Origin of the sequence: Pseudomonas citronellolis, from assembly GCF_001586155.1 — a bacterium.
GTDB classification, from domain to species: Bacteria; Pseudomonadota; Gammaproteobacteria; order Pseudomonadales; family Pseudomonadaceae; genus Pseudomonas; species Pseudomonas citronellolis.
This window is the reverse complement of the sequence record NZ_CP014158.1, coordinates 3,262,514-3,279,450: the sequence shown is the minus strand read 5'-3', so window position 1 is coordinate 3,279,450 and position 16,937 is coordinate 3,262,514. Positions and strand designations below refer to the sequence as shown.

Here is a 16,937-nt window from a genome sequence, read left to right as displayed (position 1 = left end):
ATGCGGGGCCCCGCGTTCGCCGGGCCCCTCACCACACTTCGCATTCAGGAGCAGTAACGATGGGCGTCTGGGAAAACCGATTCGAGCGGGGCTGGTTCCTCGTCTTCATGTTCATGTACGGGCTGATCATGCTGCCGCTGCCCTGGTACTACAGCGAAACCTACGTGGCCGGCCCCTGGGGCGTGCCGCTGTTTCTCTTCGGCTGGATCGTCCACGGCGGCGTGGTCATCGCACTCACCGCGCTGTTCGCCGTGCAATGCCTGAAGCGCCCGGAATACCGCGGCTTCCAGGCGAAACAGGAAGGAGCCGACGCGCATGTCTGACATCGATCATCTGCTGACGCCCACGCCCGGCCCCTTCCTGCTGACCATGGGCGTCTATTTCCTGGTCATCGCCGCCATCGGCTACGTCGCCGCGCGCCAGACGCGCAACATGAAGGAATTCCTGGTGATGGGCGGCAAGGCCGGCGCCATCGTCTCGGGCATCGCCTATTTCGCCACCCAGTACAGCATGAGCACCTTCATGGGCGTGCCGGCCATCGCCTACGGCAACGGTTTCGCCGGGATGAGCATCACCATCCCCGGGGTGGCCTTCTCCATGCTGATCCCCGCGCTGCTGGTCGGCCGCCGGCTGATGGAGCTGGGCCGGCGCAACCACTACCTGACCATGAGCGACTACCTGGCCGACCGCTACCAGTCCTCGCCGATGCGCGCCATCCACGCCATCGCCATGGTGGTGTTCCTGGTCGCCATGACCGGCGCGCAACTGGTGGGCGCCGGCATCATCGTCAAGACCTTCACCGGCTACCCGGAGTGGGTCGGCGTGGTGGTGACCGGCGGCATCGTGATCCTCTACTGCATGTACGGCGGCATGCGCGGCGCCATGCTCACCGACGTGTTGCAGGGCAGCCTGATGGTGCTCACCGCGGTGGTCACCTTCGTCATCTCCGTCCGCGCCGGCGGCGGCCTGGAGGCCATCAACGCGCAGCTGGCGGCGGACAGCCCCGGCCACCTCGCCCACCCCGGCAGCAAGGGCGAGTACGGCTGGAGCGTCTACGTCACCATGATCCTGATGTGGAGCTTCTTCACCATCGGCCAGCCGACGCTGTTCACCAAGTTCTACGCCATGAAGAGCCACGCCGTGCTGTTCAAGAGCGTGCTGCTGGGCACTCTGGGCATGCTGGTCTCGGCCACCCTGATCGAGTGGGCCGGGGTCAACGCCTTCGTCTCGCTGCCGGGCCTCGTCGGCCGCGACGCCGACTTCGTGGTGCCGATGCTGCTGCAGCGCTCGCTGGACCCGATCCTGGCCTCGGTCATGATCGCCGGCATCGTCTCGGCGGGCATGTCGACGGTGTCGGCGCTGATGGTGGTGGCCACCGGCGGCATCAGCCGCGACCTCTACCAGAAGCTGATCAACCCCGCGGCCAGCGACGCCAGGGTGCTCCGGCTGTCGCACTGGGTCACGCTGCTGATCGGCCTGGCCGGCATCGCCATCGGCGTGCTCAAGCCCGCCAGCATCTTCGAGATCGTGCGCTTCGCCTTCGGCGGCCTGGGCATCTGGGTCATCGCCGTGATCCTCGGCATGTACTGGAAGCGCGCCACCGCCGCCGGCGCGCTGGCCGGCGTGCTGCTCGGCGAGCTGTGCTTCGTCGTGCTGAAGGCCGGCTGGCTGGACGGCTGGCTGAGCTTGCGGACCGACCCGCTGCTGCCGGCCTGGCTGCTCGGCATGGCCGTCGCCGTGGTCGTCAGCCTGGCCACCCCGGCCGTCGAACGCGAGGTGCTGGAACGGCACTTCACAACCGCCCGCAACGACAGGAGCAAGCCATGTTCATCGGCGACATGAACTGGATGCAGGTGGAGCGCCAGGTGCAGTTGGACGACCGCGTCCTGCTGCCGCTGGGCAGCACCGAGCAGCACGCCTACCTCAGCCTGATGACCGACGTGATCCTCGCCCAGCGGGTGGCCATCGAGGCCGCCGAGCCCCTGGGGCTGCCGGTGTTCCCGGCCCTGCCCTACGGCATGACGCCCTACTTCGGCGACTTCCCCGGCACCGTCTCGCTGCGCCCGGCGACCTACTTCGCGCTGCTGGTCGACGTGCTGGACAGCCTGCACCAGCAGGGTTTCCGCCGCATCCTGCTGGTCAACGGCCATGGCGGCAACTGCCCGGTGCAGGCGGAAATCCAGCAGTGGCTGTGCCGGCACCCGCAGGCGCGGGTCAAGCTGCACAACTGGTGGAGCACGCCGCGCACCCTGGCCAAGGTCCGCGAGATAGACGCGCTGGCCTCCCATGCCTCGTGGATGGAGAACTTCCCCTGGACGCGCATCCCCGGCCAGACCCCGCCCGAGGAACGCAAGCCGATGGTCGACCTGGCCCGCCTGCGCCAACTGGGCGCCCAGGACGTGCGCGCCTACATTGGCGACGGCAACTACGGCGGCGCCTACCACAAGGATGACGCGCTGATGCAGGAGCTGTGGCAGGTCGGCGTCGAGGAAACCCGCGAACAACTGCAAGGCGGCTGGGCCGAATGACGATGACCAACGCGGCCCCCGCGCCGCCGGCGTTCCTGCTGCTGCGCGGCGGCGAACTCTACGCCCCCGAGAAGCTCGGCCGGCGCGACCTGCTGATCGGCGGCGAACGCATCCTGGCGATCGCCGAGCACCTGGAAGCGCCCAACCTGCCGGGCTGCCAGGAGGTCGATGCGCGGGGCCTGACGCTCTGCCCCGGCCTCATCGACCAGCACCTGCACCTGATCGGCGGCGGCGGCGAAGCCGGGCCCCACAGCCGCACGCCGGAGGTGCGCCTGTCCAGCCTGCTGGAGGGTGGCATCACCACCGTGGTCGGCCTGCTCGGCACCGACGCCATCACCCGCCACCCCGAATCGCTGCTGGCCAAGGCCCGCGCGCTGAACACCGAGGGCATCACAGCCTTCATGCTGACGGGCGCCTACGGCGTCCCGACGCCCACCATCACCGGCAGCATCCAGCGCGACATCGCCTTCATCGATCCCATTATCGGGGTGAAGACGGCCATCTCCGACCATCGCTCGTCCGCGCCGAGCATCGGCGAACTGGCGCGCATCGCCGCCGAAGCCCGGCTCGGCGGCCTGCTGGGCGGCAAGGCGGGCATCAGCGTGTTCCACCTGGGCAACGGCCGCCGGGCGCTGGAGCCGCTGTACGGCATCCTCGAACACAGCGACGTCCCCATCGGCCAGTTGCTGCCGACCCACGTCAACCGCACGGCGGCGCTCTACGAGGCGGCGATCCGCTTCGCCCTGGACGGCGGCAACATCGACCTCACCAGCGGCATCAACCCCGAACTGGGCGCCAAGCAGGCGCTGAAGTCCAGCCGCGCGGTGATCCAGGCGCTGAGCGCGGGCGTCGCGCTGCAGCGGCTGACCATCAGCTCGGACGCCAACGGCAGCCAGCCGGTGTTCGACGCCGAAGGCCGGCTGACCGGCCTGGCCCTGGCAGGCTGCAAGAGCCTGATGAACGAGTTGCGTGATCTGGTTTTGCGCGAGCAACTGCCGCTGGAGCAGGCACTGCGGCCGTTCACCAGCAACGTGGCCGACCTGCTGCGCCTCCAGGGGCGCAAGGGGCACCTGGCGGTGGGGTTGGAGGCGGACATCCTGTTGCTGGATGAGCGGTTGGAGTTGGTGCAGGCCTTTGCGCGGGGGCGGCAGGTGGTGCTTGGTGGCAGGGCTTGTCTGTGGGGGACGTTTGAGGGGGAGTGAGTTTTTGATGCCGGCCGGGAATGACGGTGTTTGGGCTTGGTCCCGTCCCCTCTCCCTAACCCTCGGCTGCGCGCCCAGCCCTGAAGGGAGAGGGGACCGTTCGGCGTGCGCTGATGTTTCCGCGTTAGCCGGCTTGTACCTTAGTAAACACCCGTTCGCGAGCAAGCTCGCTCCTACGTTCCAGGAAGCACGGCTTTTCGTAGGATGGCGTTGAGCGAAGCGATACCCATCACCGCAACCGCATGGGTTTCGCAAGCTCAACCCATCCTACGAAGAGCACCTCGGCGCAAGACAGTTGCTCCTACGAAGAGCATCTCGGTGCAACCTGCACCATCCCCCTCAGCGGTTGGCCCCGCGGCTGGACAGCCAGTTCAGCGGCACGCCCGGGCGCGTCAGGGCCTCGATGAAGCCGTGGCCCCAGTAGCGGATGTGGTTGGCCTCCAGCACCGAATACATCTCTTGGTGGCGCGCCTGGCGTTCTTCCAGCGGCATTTCCAGGGCGCGCTCGATGGCATCGGCCAGGGCGTCGCGGTCGTGGGGGTTGACGATGAGCGCGGCGCCCAGTTCGGCGGCGGCGCCGGCGAACTGCGAGAGGATCAGCACGCCGGGGTCGGCCGGGTCTTGCGCTGCGACGAATTCCTTGGCCACCAGGTTCATGCCGTCGCGCAGCGGCGTGACCAGGCCGATGCGCGCGCGGCGCATGACCAGGGCGATGTCCTCGCGGCCCAGGTTGCGGCTGACGAAGCGCAGCGGCACCCAGGACACCGCGGCGAAACGGCCGTTGATGTGCCCCACGCGGGCGCTCACCGCGGCGTCGATCTCGGCGTACTCGGGGATTTCCTGGCGGCTGCCGGGGGCGATCTGCAGGCAGGTCACCTTGCCTTGCCGCTCGGGGTATTTCTCCAGGAAGCGCTCGTAGGCGTCCAGGCGGTTGGTGATGCCTTTGGAGTAGTCCAGGCGGTCCACCCCGACCATCAGCGCCCGACCCACCAGGCTCTCCTCCAGCTTGGCAGCCAGCGGGCCGTGTTCGGCCTCCTCGGCCAGGCGGCGGAAGCCCTCGACGTCCACCCCCACCGGGAACACGCCGACGCGGAAGTGCTGGTGGCCCAGGCTGAAGCGCCGCGAATCGGGGGTGGCCGCGCCCACCACGCGGGTCAGGTAGCGGGCGAAGTTGTCGGCGTCGTTCTCGGTCTGGAAGCCGATCAGGTTGTATTCGGTGAGCGCGCGCACCAGCTCCTCGTGGTGCGGCAGCGCGGTGAGCAGGTCCGGCGGCGGCATGGGGATGTGCAGGAAGAAGCCGATGCGGTTGCGGTGGCCGCGCTCGCGCAGCGCCACGGCCAGGGGGATCAGGTGGTAGTCGTGGACCCACAGCACGTCGTCCGGCTGCAGCAGCGGGCTCAGGCGCTCGGCGAAGAACTCGTTGACGCGCAGGTAGCCGCCGAAGTCGGCCTCGGTGAACTCGGCCAGGTCCACCCGGTAGTGCAGGATCGGCCAGAGGACGCGGTTGGCGAAACCGTTGTAGTACTCCTGGAAGTCCTGCGGCGGCAGGTCGGTGACCATGTAGGTGATGTTGTCGTTCTGCAGGGTGGTCGGCTCGGCCGGCACTTCCGCCACCTGGCCGCTCCAGCCGAACCACAGCCCCTCGCGCTCGCGCAGGGTGGCCGCCACCGCCACGGCCAGGCCGCCCGGCGCGGGCCGGCCCTCGGCATCGGGCATGCCCACCCGGTTGGAAATCACTACAAGCCGCGACATAGGCCCTCCTCCCAGCTCATGGACAGACGCATGGCGGTGTTGATCAAGCCGGCCATGGAGTAGGTCTGCGGAATGTTGCCCCACATCTCGCCGGTGTGCGGATGCAGGTCCTCGGACAGCAGGCCGAAGCTGTTGCGCGCGGCCAGCAGCTCGGCGTACAGCTCGCGGGCCTGGTCGCGGCGGCCGATGGCGGCCAGGGCGTCCAGGTACCAGAACTTGACCACCAGGAAGGCGGTCTCCGGCACCCCGAAGTCGTCGGCGGCGGCGTAGCGCAGCAGGTGGCCGTTGACGTTCAGTTCGCGGCCGATGCAGTCGACGGTGGCGACGAAGCGCGGGTCGTCGGCCTCGATCAGCCCCAGCTCGTGCATCAGCAACACGCTGGCGTCGAGGTCGTCGACGCCGAAGCTGCCGGTGAAGGACTGCCGCCGCTCGCTCCAGGCCTCGCGCAGGATGCCCTCGCGGATGCGCGTGGCCTCCTTGCGCCAGCGCGCCGCCGACTCGCCGTGGCCCAGGCGCGCGGCGATGCGCGCCACGCGGTCGCAGGCGGCCCAGCAGAGCATCGCCGAATGGGTGTGCACGCGCTGCCGGCCGCGGTATTCCCAGATGCCCGCGTCGGGCACGAAGGCGTTGCGCGCGGCGCGCTCGGCCAGGCTTTCCAGCAGGCGCAGCATGCCTTCGTCGCCGGGGTGCGGCAGGCGCTGGTCGACGAAGCTCTGCAGCACCGCCAGCACCACCGAGCCGAACACGTCGTGCTGCACCTGCTCCACCGCCTGGTTGCCGACGCGCACCGGGGCGTGGCCGAGGAAGCCGGCCAGGTCCGGCTCGATGCGCTCGGTCAGGTCCATGGCCGGGACCACGCCGTACAGCGGGCGCAGCTCGGCGCCCTCCACCGCCACCGTGGTGATGAAGTCGACGTAGCGCTCCATGGTCTTGGTGGCGCCCAGGCGGTTCAGCGCCAGCACCACGAAGTAGGCGTCGCGCAGCCAGCAGTAGCGGTAGTCCCAGTTGCGCTGGGTGCCCGGCGCCTCGGGCACCGAGGTGGTCACCGCGGCGATGATCGCCCCGGTCTCCTCGAAGCTGCACAGCTTCAGGGTGATGGCCGCGCGGATCACCACGTCCTGCCATTCGAAGGGGATCGCCAGCGAGCGCACCCACTCGTACCAGCCGGCGCGTGTGCGTTCGAGGAAGCTGCGCACCACCTGCTCGGGGGATTCGTCCAGCGGTTCGTCGACGCCCATCACCAGGCTCACCGGGTGCTTGAGGGCGAAGGGCGTTTCCTGCATGACGTAGGACAGCGGCGCATCGGTGGTCAGGCGCAGCGCCTGGTCGCCGCCCAGGTAGCGGATGTGGCTGGAGCCGGCCACCGCCTCGCACGGCTTGCCGTAGTGGTGCGTCGGGCGCATGCGCAGGGTCACCCGCGGCAGCCCCTGCACCGGCTCCACCAGCCGGCACAGCTGCGCCGGGCGGAAGTAGCGGCCGTACTGCAGGAAGCGCGGGGCGAAGTCGGTGATGCGCACGGCGTTGCCCGCGGCGTCGGTGAGGGTGGTGCGGATGATCGCGGTGTTGGGCTGGTACTCCGAGTGGCTGCTGACCATGCCGTCGAGCAGCACGTCGCAGAAGCCCTTTTCCTCGTCGCCGGCCAGCAGCCGGGAGAAGGCCGGGTCGCCGTCGAAATTCGGGTAGCACCACCACACCAGGCGCGCCTGCCGGTTCACCAGGGCGGCGACGCGGCAGTTGCCGATCAGCCCCAGGTCCAGCGCGCCGTTGTGCTTGCTCATGCCTGTGTTCTCCTCGTGGCCTGAATGAGTGTCTCGCGCACCGCGCGCGGGTGGTCGAAGGCGGCCCGCGCGCCGGGCGCCAGGCGCCCGACCGAAAGGCCCAGGCCGTGCAACTGCGGCATCAGCGCCAGGGCCGGCTCGTCGGTGTGGTCGTCGCCGATGAACAGCGGCCGGCGCCCGGCGAAGGGCGGCTCGCCGAGGAAGCGGCGGATGGCCTGGGCCTTGTCGCTGGCATGGGCCAGCACCTCGAACACCATCTTCCCCGGCAGCAGCCGCAGCCCGGCGCCCTCGGGGCCGCGCAGCAGGCGCTCCAGGGCCGCCGCCAGGGCCGGGCCGGCCTCGGGCACGGCACGGTAATGCAGGGCCAGGCTGCTGCCCTTGTCCTCGGCCAGCACGCCGGGGTGGCGCCGGGCCAGGGCCAGCAGCTGGTCGCGCTGCGGCGCGCCAAGATGGGCCGCCGGCAACTGTTGCAGGGGTTGCCCGCCGGCCAGGCGCCACTGCGCGCCGTGGCCACCGCTGGCCGGCAGGCGCAGGGGAGCGAACAGGTCGTCGAGCTGCGCCAGCGGGCGTCCGCTGACCAGCGCCAGGGCACCGTCCAGTTGGCGGTGCAGGCTTTGCAGGGCGGCGCGCAGGTCGTCGGGAACGCGCACCGCATCGGGGGTTTCGACGATATCCAGAAGGGTACCGTCGACATCGAGAAAGAGCGCGCAGGGTGCGTCGCGCTCGCTCAACCAGTCATCGAGCAGGGCCCTGGCCGAGGCATCACCGCAAGCAGCAATGGCCGCGTCGGCCAGACCTGAATCGATCGGGCGGGACATGGGCCGATCTCCACGTTTCGGGCCGCCCGCGAAAAGTCGCTGCGGACGGCGAAGCGAATGAGAATGCAAAAGACTAACACGGGAAAATCCACCGGGCGGCCAGCGCGCCGGCTGCATCTTCCGCCCTGGGACGGACCTTCCAGGGGCCCGGCAAGTTCAGCAAGGCCCATGCCTTGGCGCCCTGCCCGGCTGCCGCCCGCGCCGCCACGACGCCCGCTCTGCCGGGGCTGGCGCCGTTCGTCGTGTACCGCTCATGGGCAAGCCGCCACTCGCCGGCCGCAGTGTGAATGCCCACAAGCGGTGCGCTGGCTAGACTGCGGGAGCCGACCGATGGATGCCCTGATCAACGCCGCCGCCCGCGCCTTCGGCCCGCGGAAGCCGTAGTCCGCGCGCGCTGCCAGGTGGCCGAGGCGGAAATCGCCTTCGCCGACCGCGAACTAGGCTGGCCGGTGGCGCGCCTGGAAGCGGCGCTGGCCACCCTGGAGGCCCACGGCGACCGGTTGAACGCCGCCCAAGTCCGGAGACTGAATGACCCGCCGTGCCCCGCGCGGGCACGGCGGCCCTAGTGGTCCGCCACCGCCACCCGCGCCTTGCCGCTGAACGGCGGGCGCGTCAGCCAGATCACGCTCATCAGTATCAGGAAGATCCAGCCCAGGGCGTGGAACAGCTCGTTGAAGCTGATCTGGTAGGCCTGCTGGGTGATCATCTGGTTCAGCAGGCTGGCGCCCAGGTGCGGGTCGCCCCGGCCAAGCAGCTCCAGGCTGTTGCGCGTGCCGCTGTCGAACGTGGTGATGCTCTCGCTGAGCTGGGCGTGGTGCAGCACCGCGCGGCGGTCCCAGAGGAAGGTGGTGAGCGAGGCCGAGAAGCTGCCGGCGAGGGTCCGCAGGAAGGTCGACAGCCCGGAGCCGGCGGCTATCTCGTGGGCCTCCAGGTCCGATAGCAGGATCACCGTGGTGGGCATGAAGAACAGCGCCACGCCCACGCCCATCAGCGCCTGCATCAGGGCGACGTGGCGGAAGTCGATGTCCAGGGTGAAGTCCGAGCGCAGGAAGCAGGTGGCGCCCATGGCGACGAAGGCCACCGAGGCCACCAGGCGCAGGTCGAAGTTGGCCGCGTAGCGCCCCACCAGCAGGCTCAGCAGCAAGGGCGCGATGCCCAGCGGCGCCGCCGCAAGGCCCGCCCAGGTAGCGGTGTAGCCGAGGTTGCGCTGCAGCCACTGGGGCAGCAGCAGGTTGATGGCGAAGTAGGCCGAGAACGACAGCACCAGCGCCAGGGTGCCGTAGCGGAAGTTGTGGTGGCGGAACAGCCGCAGGTCCACCACCGGCTCGTCCTCGGTCAGCTCCCAGATGAGAAAGGCCGCCAGGGCGATGGCCGCCACCACCGCGCAGGCGATGATGAAGGGCGAGGAAAACCAGTCCTCGTCGTTGCCCTTGTCCAGCAGGATCTGCAACGCGCCGACGCCGACCACCAGGGTCGCCAGGCCGACGTAGTCGATGCGGGTGCGCTGCAGGCGCTCGGGGCGGCCGCGCATCTGCCGGCTGACCACGAACACGGCGAAGGCGCCGATGGGCAGGTTGATGAAGAAGATCCACGGCCAGGAATAGTTGTCGGTGATCCAGCCGCCGAGGATGGGCCCGGTGATGGGCGCCACCACCGCCACCATGGACAGCAGCGCCAGGGCGGTGCCGCGCTTGTGCGGCGGGTAGATGCTGATCATCAGGCTCTGGGTGATCGGGTACATGGGCCCGGCCACGGCGCCCTGCAGCGCGCGGAACAGGATGAGCATGCCCATGTCCTGCGACACGCCGCAGAGGAAGGAGGCGACCACGAACAGCAGCGAGCAGCCGATGAACAGCGGCACCTCGCCGAAGCGCCGGGAGAGGAAGCCGGTCAGCGGCAGGGAGATGGCCTGGCTGACGGCGAACGAGGTGATCACCCAGGTGCCCTGGTTGGCGCTCACCCCCAGGTTGCCGGCGATGGTCGGCAGCGCCACGTTGGCGATGGTGGTGTCGAGCACCTGCATGAAGATGGCCAGGGCCAGGCCGAGGGTGGTGAGGGCGAGGCTCGGCGGGCGGAATTCGGTGCTCATGGAAGGCGAACCTGGGGTGGGTCGTGAGGTGCCGGTGCTGCCGCCGGCCTGGGCGAATTCTGGAACCGGCGACAAATTGCTGTCAATGCAATTATTGACTTTGCACAGATAAGCCGAGGCGGGTTTGGTACTCCCCGCCCGGGCCCGTATCATCGGCGCGAAATCCACCCGCAACGGACCGCCCCATGCCCAGCCCGCCCCAGGATCACCTGTTCGCCCTCACCGGCTCGCTGCAACCGGCGCGCCGCGCCTGGCAGCAGGCCGCCAGCCTGGTGCTGGCCGAGAGCGGCCTGTCGCTGGCGGTGGCCACGCCGGTGCTGCTGGTCTCGCGCATGGGCGACGGGGTGCTGCAGAACGTGCTGGCCGACTGCATCGGCGTGCACCCGGCGGCGCTGGTGCGCACCCTCGACCAGGCAGAAGCCGCCGGCCTGCTGGAACGGCGCATGGTGCCGGGCAACCGGCGGTTGCGCGCCATCCATTTGCAGGATGCGGGACGGGAATTGGCCGAGCGCCTGGAGAAAGCCCTCAACGCCTTGCGCGCCGAAGTGCTCGGCAGCATCCCCCGGGAAGACGTCGAGACCGCCACCCGGGTGCTGCGGCTGATGGAGGAAAAGGCCCGCGCCTACGCCCAGCAGAAGCCGGGGGATGCCTAGGCTGCGGGCCCTGGTAACTTCACCTCGCCATTCCTACGAACACAGGAACGTAGGGCGCATAACCGTTCGCGGTTATCCGCCGTTGGCCGTGCCACCGGATAGTTCGGCGGGGCCAGTGAGTCCAATCGCGGACGGAGTCCGCTCCTACATCCTCCGGTAAACACAACGTCCGTAGGATGGGTTGAGCGAAGCGATACCCATCCTATGAAAAGCACCCCGGCGCAGTGGGCAAGACAGTTGCTCCTACGCCCGTGCTTCCCAGGAACCGAGCGGACTCCGTCCGCCCTGCGTTCCTGCGTTCGCGGGCATGACGATTACGCCAGATTCGCCGCCCGCTCCGAACGGCCCCCTCATTCTCAGCCCCCCACATTGAAGCCCCCACCCCCGGCATGGCAGCATAGCGCCCCCAGACCCCGGCCCCACCGATCGGGACGTTCCATCTTGCGCCGTCACTCAGCACAGTACCGCCTCGCCACCTGGCTGGCCGTCATGGCCCTCGGGCTGTTGCTGTTCGCCCCGACCTTCTCGCGCACCCTCGAAGCCGTCGAGCACTCCCCGCCGCCCCAGGGCGCCTGGTGTTCCACCCATGACATGGGGCAGATGCCCATGGACCACGGGGCCATGCAGCATGCCCCGGCCGGCGACCACGGCGGCATGGTCCACAACAGCCTCGACCCCGCCTGCGGCTACTGCACCCTGCTGCACGACAGCCCGGCGCTGCTCTGGGCCATCGCCATGGCCCCGGCGCTGGGGCCAGTCAATGCCCAGGCGCCACCGCCGACGCTGCCCCTCCCGCCCTTCCTGCACCTGCTGGACGTCCGTCCGCGCGGCCCGCCCCTGGCCTGATCCCGTTCCACGACACCCCGAACCCGCGCCCCCGGCGTGCGTGCCCCTGCGCGCATGCCCGGCCGCGCTCCCGTCGTCCTGAACAAGGATCATCCGGATGTCCACATCCCTGTGCCGGTGCGTTGCCCACGCACTGAAGCCCCCGGCCGCCCGCACCCTGCTCTGCGGCCTGGCCGGCAGCCTGTTGCTGCCGGCCCACGCCGAAACCGCCGCCGACGGCGACGCCCCCACCCGCCTGGCCGACGTGGTAGTCAGCGCCGAAGGCCAGCAGCCGCTGCCCGCCGCGCTGGCCAGCGCTCCCGCCGTGGTCGAGAGCCGCACGGCCGAACAGCTGCGCGAGAGCACCAACCTGGTCACTTCCGCCCAGGCCCTGAAGTACCTGCCCAGCCTCGAGGTGCGCGAGCGCTTCATCGGCGACCGCAACGGCATCCTCGCCACCCGCACCACCGGCACCATTTCCAGCGCGCAGTCGCTGGTCTACGCCGACGACCTGCTGCTCTCCAACCTGCTCGGCAACAGCTACGCCTTCCCGCCGCGCTGGGGTCTGGTGACACCCGCCGAAATCGCCCGCGTCGACGTGCTCTACGGCCCGTTCAGCGCGCTCTACCCGGGCAACTCCCTGGGCGGCGTGGTGACACTGGAAACGCGCATGCCCACGCGCCCGGAATTCCACGCCTCGGTCACCGGCTCGCGGCAGGACTTCGACCTCTACGGCAGCCACGACGACTACGCCACCGGCAATATCAGCCTGGCCGCCGGCAACCGCCGCGGGCCGCTGTCGGTGTGGGTGTCCTACGACCACCTGGACAGCCAGGGCCAGCCGATGAGCTACGCCACCGCCGGCCTGTCGAGCAAGGCGCCGGTGGCCGGCGCGCCCACGGCCGGCGGCGCCCACGCGGACAGCGACCAGAACGGCAAACAGCGCCTGGTGTTCGGCGGCTACTCCATCGACCACAGCCTGCAGGACCAGGGCAAGCTCAAGCTGGGCTGGGACCTGAACGACGACATCACCGCGGTCTACACCCTGGGCCTGTGGTCCAACGACTCCCACACCGGCGTCGACAGCTACCTGAAGGACGCCAGCGGGCGCACCCTGTACAACGGCACGGTCAACATCGACGGTCATTCGTACAAGGTCTCCGGCCTCAACCCCAGCCGCACCGACGAGCTGCACCTGCTCAACGGCCTGTCGTTCGCCAGCCACAGCGGCGGCCTCTTCGACTGGCAGGCCTCGGCCAGCGACTACCGCTACCTCGACTCCTCCACCCGCACCGCCTCCAACTACGGCCAGAGCCAGGCCGGCACCCGCCAGGTGCAGGACGGCACCGGCTGGCAGACCGGCGAGTTGCGCGGCATCTGGCGCCCCGACAGCCACGAGGTCAGCTTCGGCTACCACATCGACGACTACCTGCTGAAGCAGCGCACCTACCAGCTGGACGACTGGAAGTCCGGCGGCAACGGCGCCAAGGTCGCGGCCTCCGGCGGCGAGACGCGCACCCAGGCGCTGTACCTGCAGGACGCCTGGAAGTTCGCCCCGCGCTGGACCCTGACCCTGGGCGCCCGCGCCGAACACTGGGAAGCCTTCGACGGCTTCAACCGCGACGCCACCACCACCCCGCAGCAGGTCCGCTACGACGACCAGCAGCGCAACAACATCTCGCCCAAGGCGGCGCTGACCTTCGACATCACCGACGCCCTGCAGACGCGCTTCTCCTATGGCCGCGCGGTGCGCTACCCGACCGTGGGCGAGCTGTTCCAGCAGATCAGCAGCGGCACCCAGCTGGTGCAGAACAACCCGGACCTCAAGCCCGAGGACGTGCGCTCCTTCGACTGGACCACCCAGTACGGCTGGGACCGCTACCTGCTGCGCGTCTCGCTGTTCCAGGAAGAACGCCACGACGCGCTGTTCTCGCAGACCGACACCAGCGTCAGCCCCAACGTCACCCGCATCGACAACATCGACCGCGCCCGCCTGCGCGGCATCGAGAGCGCGCTGGATGCGCAGGACGTCGGCCTGCCCGGCCTGGACCTGTCCGCCAGCCTGACCTGGACCCAGGCGCGAATCCTCGAAGACGCCCTGACCCCGGCCGCCGAAGGCAACGACTACCCGCGCATCCCGCGCTGGCGGGCGCGCCTGTCCGCGGTCTACCACCAGAATGCGCGCCTGACCTACGCCCTGGGCTACCGCTACGCCAGCGCCTCCTACGGCACCCTGCTGAACACCGACGACAACCATGACACCTACGGAGGCATCAGCCGCTACAGCGTGTTCGACGTCAAGGCCAGCTACCGCATCGACGAGCACCTGACCGCCTCGGCCGGGATCGACAACCTGGGCAACGAGAAGTACTACGTCAGCCACCCCTACCCGCAGCGCACGGCCTTCCTCGGCCTGAGCTACGACTACTGAGGCCCGCCATGAAACCAGCCAACCGCGCCGCGCTGTACCGCCTGATCTGGCGCTGGCACTTCTACGCCGGGCTGTTCTGCATCCCGTTCATCCTCGCCCTGTCGCTCACCGGCTCGATCTACCTGTTCCGCCCGCAGATCGACGCCCTGCTCGACAGCCCCTACAACCAGGTGGACGCGGCCGCCGCGCGGCTGCCGGTCAGCGAACAGGTGCGCGCAGCCCTGGCCGCAGTGCCCGGCGCGCGCCTGAATGCCTACCAGTTGCCGGATGGCCCGCGCGACGCCGCGCAGGTCCTGGTCGGCAACGGCGAGGACCTGCGCCGCGTCTATGTCGACCCAACCAGCGCCCAGGTGCTGCACCAGGTCGTCGAGGACCAGCGCTTCACTCGCCAGCTGTTCCACCTGCACGGCGAGCTGCTGATGGGCAGCACCGGCTCCTACCTGGTGGAACTGGCGGCCTGCTGGACGGTGCTGTTGCTGGTGACCGGCCTGTACCTCTGGTGGCCGCGCGGCACGCGCCTGGGCGGGGTGCTCTACCCGCGCCTGGGCCAGCGCGGCCGGCTGTTCTGGCGCGACCTGCATGGGGTGACCGGGTTCTGGGTGTCGCTGTTCGCCCTGCTGCTGATCCTGAGCGGCCTGCCCTGGGCGACCTTCTGGGGCGGCGCGCTCAAGGAGGTCCGCCAGTGGGCGGCGAAGCAGACGGTGCAACAGGACTGGACCACCGGCCGCGCCGAGGAGATGGCCCAGCGCCGCGCGCAGAATGCCGCCCCGACGGACGAGCACGCGAACATGTCGGGCATGCACCACGCCATGCCCGACATGCCGCCACCGACGCCGGACTACGCCGCGCTGGACCGCATGTTGCCGACCGTGCAGGCGCTGGACCTGCCCTACCCCGTTCTGCTGGCTCCGCCTTCGGCCATGGCCCCGCAGTGGACCGCGCGTTCGGACGCGGCCAACCGCCCGCAGCGCGTCAACCTGGTGCTGGACGCGCAGACCGGTGAAGTGCTCAAGCGCGTGGACTTCGCCCAGCGCCCGCTGCTCGACCGCGTGATCGGCTATGGCGTGGCGGCCCACGAGGGCCAACTGTTCGGCGTAGCCAACCAGGCGCTCGGGCTGTTTACCACCCTGGGCTTGATCTGCCTGGCGCTCAGCGCCCTGGTGCTGTGGTGGCGGCGCCGCCCGCAGGGCGTGCTGGGCGCGCCGGCGGCCCTGGCGGGTGCGCGCTACCCGGCGCTGGCCTTCGTCGTGCTGGTGCTGCTGGGGCTGTACCTGCCGCTGCTGGGCGCCTCGCTGCTGCTGGTCTGGCTGCTGGAGCGCTGCCTGCTGTCGCGCATCGCCCCGCTCGCCCGCTTCCTCGGCCTGGGCGGCTACAGCGCCTCGGCCAGCGGGTAGAGCAGTTCTTCCTTGTAGCCGGCCCAGACCCGCAGCGCGTCGGGGAAACTCGCGTCCAGCTGCGGGTCGCCGCTGTCCACCAGCAGCGGCCGGCCTTCCAGGGTGCCGAGCTTGCGCTTGGTGGCCACCACCCGCAGGCGCTCCAGGCCGATGGCGCGCAGCACCCGCGGGCTGATCTGCTGGTTGCCGCGGCCGATCACATGGCCCTGGCCGCCGATCACCGTCACCAGCAGCCAGCTGGGGTAGTCGTCCACCAGCTCGAACAGCTGCTGCTCGGTGACGTCGCGGGCGATCACCTCGCCGTTCTCGATCACGTCCACGCCCAGCAGCGTGGTCTCCAGGCCCAGTTCGCGGGCCAGGCCGTGCAGCGTCGAGCCGGGGCCGAAGACGTAGCGCACGCCGTCTTCCCAGGTGTCGCGCAGCCAGTCGGCGATGTCGGCCAGCACCAGCTCCTCGGTCTCCACCCCGGCCTGCTTGACGTGCTGCATGAAGCGGCCTTCCTCCGGCACCGTCAGCTCGGCGTACCAGCGCGCCGCCACCCGGCCCTCGCGCAGCGCTGCCTCGTCGAGGTCGCGCACCTCGCCCTGGGCCAGGCGCACCAGGCCGCCTTCCACCAGGCGCCGGGCCAGCTCGCCGGCCGCCCGCGGGCTGACCGCGTAGACCCCGGAATGGATCTTCACCCCAGCCGGGATGCCCAGCACCGGCTGGCCCTCGCGCGCCACCGCGGCGACGTCGCGGGCGGTGCCGTCGCCGCCGGCGAAGAGGATCAGCGCCACCCCGGCGTCCTGCAGCAGGGTCACGGCGCGGCGGGTGTCCTCGGCGCTGGTGCGCTCGCCTGCCAGTTCGCCGATCACCTCGAAGTGGAAGCCCATGTCGGCCAGCAGGTCGCCGCCCATCGGCCCCGGGAAGGTGAGGAAGCGCAGGCGCTCGCGCAACGGCAGCAGCACCTCCAGCGCCTGCCGGGTGCGCTCGGCCGCGCGCGGCGCGGCCCCCAGCGCCAGGGCCTGCTCAGCCACGCCGTCGCTGCCCTTGAGCGCGGCGGCGCCGCCGATACCGGCCAGCGGATTGACGATCAGGCCCAGGTGAAATCCGTCCATACTCAACCTCAAAGGACTTTCCCACGGATACCAGGTCCGGGAGGGACCGGCTCATAACAAGCATTCACCGCCCCGCCGCCCGGCTCGCGCCCGCGGCCATGGCGGTCGTTTCGCCCGGCGCGCGCTGTCACCGGGACTTCATGTGATTCTGCCTAGACTGCAGCAGCTTTCGATGAGGAGTTTGGCCATGAGCTCGCACCCCACCCATGACAACGCCCCGCGTCGCGAACCCCCGCGTCCCGCCCCGGACCAGCCGGTGGGCGGCTCGATCATCGACGCCCAGGGCCGCGAGATACCCATCACCGAAGACATGATCCAGCGCGCCTGCCGCGAACTGGAAGGCAGCTGCGTGCAGAAGCGCGCGCGCTGA

The 16,937-nt window shown here is 70.0% G+C and carries 14 protein-coding genes and 1 pseudogene; 10 read left to right on the top strand and 5 right to left on the bottom strand.

The genetic code is table 11. The features are described 5' to 3' along the window. Positions 1 to 59 precede the first annotated feature (59 nt). From PcP3B5_RS14485 to iadA, 4 genes are read left to right on the top strand one after another with little or no spacing between them, the layout of a single operon-like run. Positions 60 to 323: a hypothetical protein gene (locus PcP3B5_RS14485; protein ID WP_061561659.1), complete on the top strand. Its 264-nt coding sequence runs from the start codon at positions 60 to 62 to the stop codon at positions 321 to 323. Then, positions 316 to 1,842 (top strand): sodium:solute symporter family protein, encoded by a 1,527-nt coding sequence (locus PcP3B5_RS14480; RefSeq protein WP_061561658.1) that lies wholly within the window; start codon positions 316 to 318, stop codon positions 1,840 to 1,842. Before PcP3B5_RS14485 ends, PcP3B5_RS14480 begins: the two co-directional genes overlap by 8 nt. Next, positions 1,824 to 2,528 (top strand): creatininase family protein, encoded by a 705-nt coding sequence (locus PcP3B5_RS14475; RefSeq protein WP_061561657.1) that lies wholly within the window; start codon positions 1,824 to 1,826, stop codon positions 2,526 to 2,528. Before PcP3B5_RS14480 ends, PcP3B5_RS14475 begins: the two co-directional genes overlap by 19 nt. Next, complete coding sequence (gene iadA, locus PcP3B5_RS14470) at positions 2,525 to 3,730, top strand: beta-aspartyl-peptidase (protein WP_061561656.1); 1,206 nt, start codon at positions 2,525 to 2,527, stop codon at positions 3,728 to 3,730. Before PcP3B5_RS14475 ends, iadA begins: the two co-directional genes overlap by 4 nt. Before the next feature lie 339 nt (positions 3,731 to 4,069). On the opposite strand, the gene otsA is transcribed toward iadA, so the two are convergent. Genes otsA through otsB form a run of 3 tightly spaced genes read right to left on the bottom strand, consistent with a single transcriptional unit; the run spans position 4,070 to position 8,078 of the window. Further along, positions 4,070 to 5,482 (bottom strand): alpha,alpha-trehalose-phosphate synthase (UDP-forming), encoded by a 1,413-nt coding sequence (gene otsA / locus PcP3B5_RS14465; protein WP_009620325.1) that lies wholly within the window; start codon positions 5,480 to 5,482, stop codon positions 4,070 to 4,072. Then, the gene (locus PcP3B5_RS14460) at positions 5,467 to 7,260 is read right to left on the bottom strand and encodes a glycoside hydrolase family 15 protein (RefSeq protein WP_043272632.1); all 1,794 of its coding nucleotides are present in this window, start codon (positions 7,258 to 7,260) and stop codon (positions 5,467 to 5,469) included. The genes otsA and PcP3B5_RS14460 overlap by 16 nt, the downstream gene beginning before the upstream one ends. Then, the gene (otsB, locus tag PcP3B5_RS14455; RefSeq protein WP_061561655.1) at positions 7,257 to 8,078 is read right to left on the bottom strand and encodes a trehalose-phosphatase; all 822 of its coding nucleotides are present in this window, start codon (positions 8,076 to 8,078) and stop codon (positions 7,257 to 7,259) included. The genes PcP3B5_RS14460 and otsB overlap by 4 nt, the downstream gene beginning before the upstream one ends. Positions 8,079 to 8,414: 336 nt before the next feature. On the opposite strand from otsB, the pseudogene PcP3B5_RS32430 reads away from it, so the two are divergent. After that, positions 8,415 to 8,605, top strand: a pseudogene (locus PcP3B5_RS32430) (helix-turn-helix domain-containing protein); the annotation flags it as partial. Between the two features lie 35 nt (positions 8,606 to 8,640). Here the strand turns inward: PcP3B5_RS32430 and PcP3B5_RS14450 are convergent. Further along, positions 8,641 to 10,167, bottom strand: coding sequence for a DHA2 family efflux MFS transporter permease subunit (locus tag PcP3B5_RS14450; protein WP_061561654.1), 1,527 nt, complete (start codon positions 10,165 to 10,167; stop codon positions 8,641 to 8,643). Positions 10,168 to 10,352: 185 nt separating this feature from the next. On the opposite strand from PcP3B5_RS14450, the gene PcP3B5_RS14445 reads away from it, so the two are divergent. From PcP3B5_RS14445 to PcP3B5_RS14430, 4 genes are all read left to right on the top strand, one after another. Further along, on the top strand, positions 10,353 to 10,820 hold the full coding sequence (locus PcP3B5_RS14445) for a MarR family winged helix-turn-helix transcriptional regulator (RefSeq protein ID WP_058072162.1): 468 nt from the start codon (positions 10,353 to 10,355) through the stop codon (positions 10,818 to 10,820). A gap of 441 nt (positions 10,821 to 11,261) precedes the next feature. Continuing rightward, positions 11,262 to 11,666 (top strand): DUF2946 domain-containing protein, encoded by a 405-nt coding sequence (locus PcP3B5_RS31830; protein WP_160336932.1) that lies wholly within the window; start codon positions 11,262 to 11,264, stop codon positions 11,664 to 11,666. Positions 11,667 to 11,763: 97 nt separating this feature from the next. After that, positions 11,764 to 14,076: a TonB-dependent receptor gene (locus PcP3B5_RS14435; RefSeq protein ID WP_061561652.1), complete on the top strand. Its 2,313-nt coding sequence runs from the start codon at positions 11,764 to 11,766 to the stop codon at positions 14,074 to 14,076. Between the two features lie 8 nt (positions 14,077 to 14,084). Then, positions 14,085 to 15,470: a PepSY-associated TM helix domain-containing protein gene (locus PcP3B5_RS14430; protein WP_061561651.1), complete on the top strand. Its 1,386-nt coding sequence runs from the start codon at positions 14,085 to 14,087 to the stop codon at positions 15,468 to 15,470. Here the strand turns inward: PcP3B5_RS14430 and PcP3B5_RS14425 are convergent. Then, complete coding sequence (locus PcP3B5_RS14425; protein WP_009620309.1) at positions 15,446 to 16,567, bottom strand: ATP-NAD kinase family protein; 1,122 nt, start codon at positions 16,565 to 16,567, stop codon at positions 15,446 to 15,448. The two genes, PcP3B5_RS14430 and PcP3B5_RS14425, sit on opposite strands and share 25 nt — an antisense overlap. A 187-nt stretch (positions 16,568 to 16,754) precedes the next feature. Between PcP3B5_RS14425 and PcP3B5_RS14420 the strand changes: the two genes are divergently transcribed. Continuing rightward, complete coding sequence (locus tag PcP3B5_RS14420; RefSeq protein WP_009620307.1) at positions 16,755 to 16,937, top strand: PA1571 family protein; 183 nt, start codon at positions 16,755 to 16,757, stop codon at positions 16,935 to 16,937.